This is a genomic window from Streptomyces litchfieldiae (assembly GCF_031845365.1).
GTDB lineage: Bacteria > Actinomycetota > Actinomycetes > Streptomycetales > Streptomycetaceae > Streptomyces > Streptomyces litchfieldiae.
This window is the reverse complement of sequence record NZ_JAVREL010000119.1, coordinates 1-441: the sequence shown is the minus strand read 5'-3', so window position 1 is coordinate 441 and position 441 is coordinate 1. Positions and strand designations below refer to the sequence as shown.

Genomic DNA, 441 nt, shown 5'->3' with positions numbered 1-441 from the left:
CTCTACGTCGGCACCGCGGTCGATCTGCGGCGGCGGGTCCGGCAGTACTTCACCGGGGCCGACCCGCGGGCCCGGATGAAGGAGATGGCCTCACTGGCGCAGGCCGTCGACCATGTCGAGTGCGCCCACGAGCTGGAGGCCGGTGTCCGCGAGCTCCGGTTGCTCGCCGCCCACGCGCCGCCGTACAACCGCCGCTCCAAGTACCCCCAGCGATGGTGGTGGGTGGCGCTGACCGACGAGGCCTTCCCGAGGTGGTCCGTCGTGCGAAATCCCGGAAGCCGCACCGCTTTCGGCCCGTTCTCGGCCCGGTCCGACGCTGTCCAGTCGGCCGCGCTGCTGGCCCGGTTCACCGGGCTACGCACCTGCACGGCCCGCTTCGGCGCGAGCGGCACTCACCGCTGCCCCGAGGTCGAACTCTCCCCGTGCCCGGCCACGCAGGAC

The 441-nt window shown here is 73.0% G+C and carries 1 protein-coding gene; it reads left to right on the top strand.

Going from position 1 to position 441, the window contains the following annotated elements:
- Window positions 1–441, top strand: a 441-nt coding sequence (locus RM590_RS35660; RefSeq protein WP_449657258.1) for a hypothetical protein, incomplete at both ends; no start/stop codon positions are given.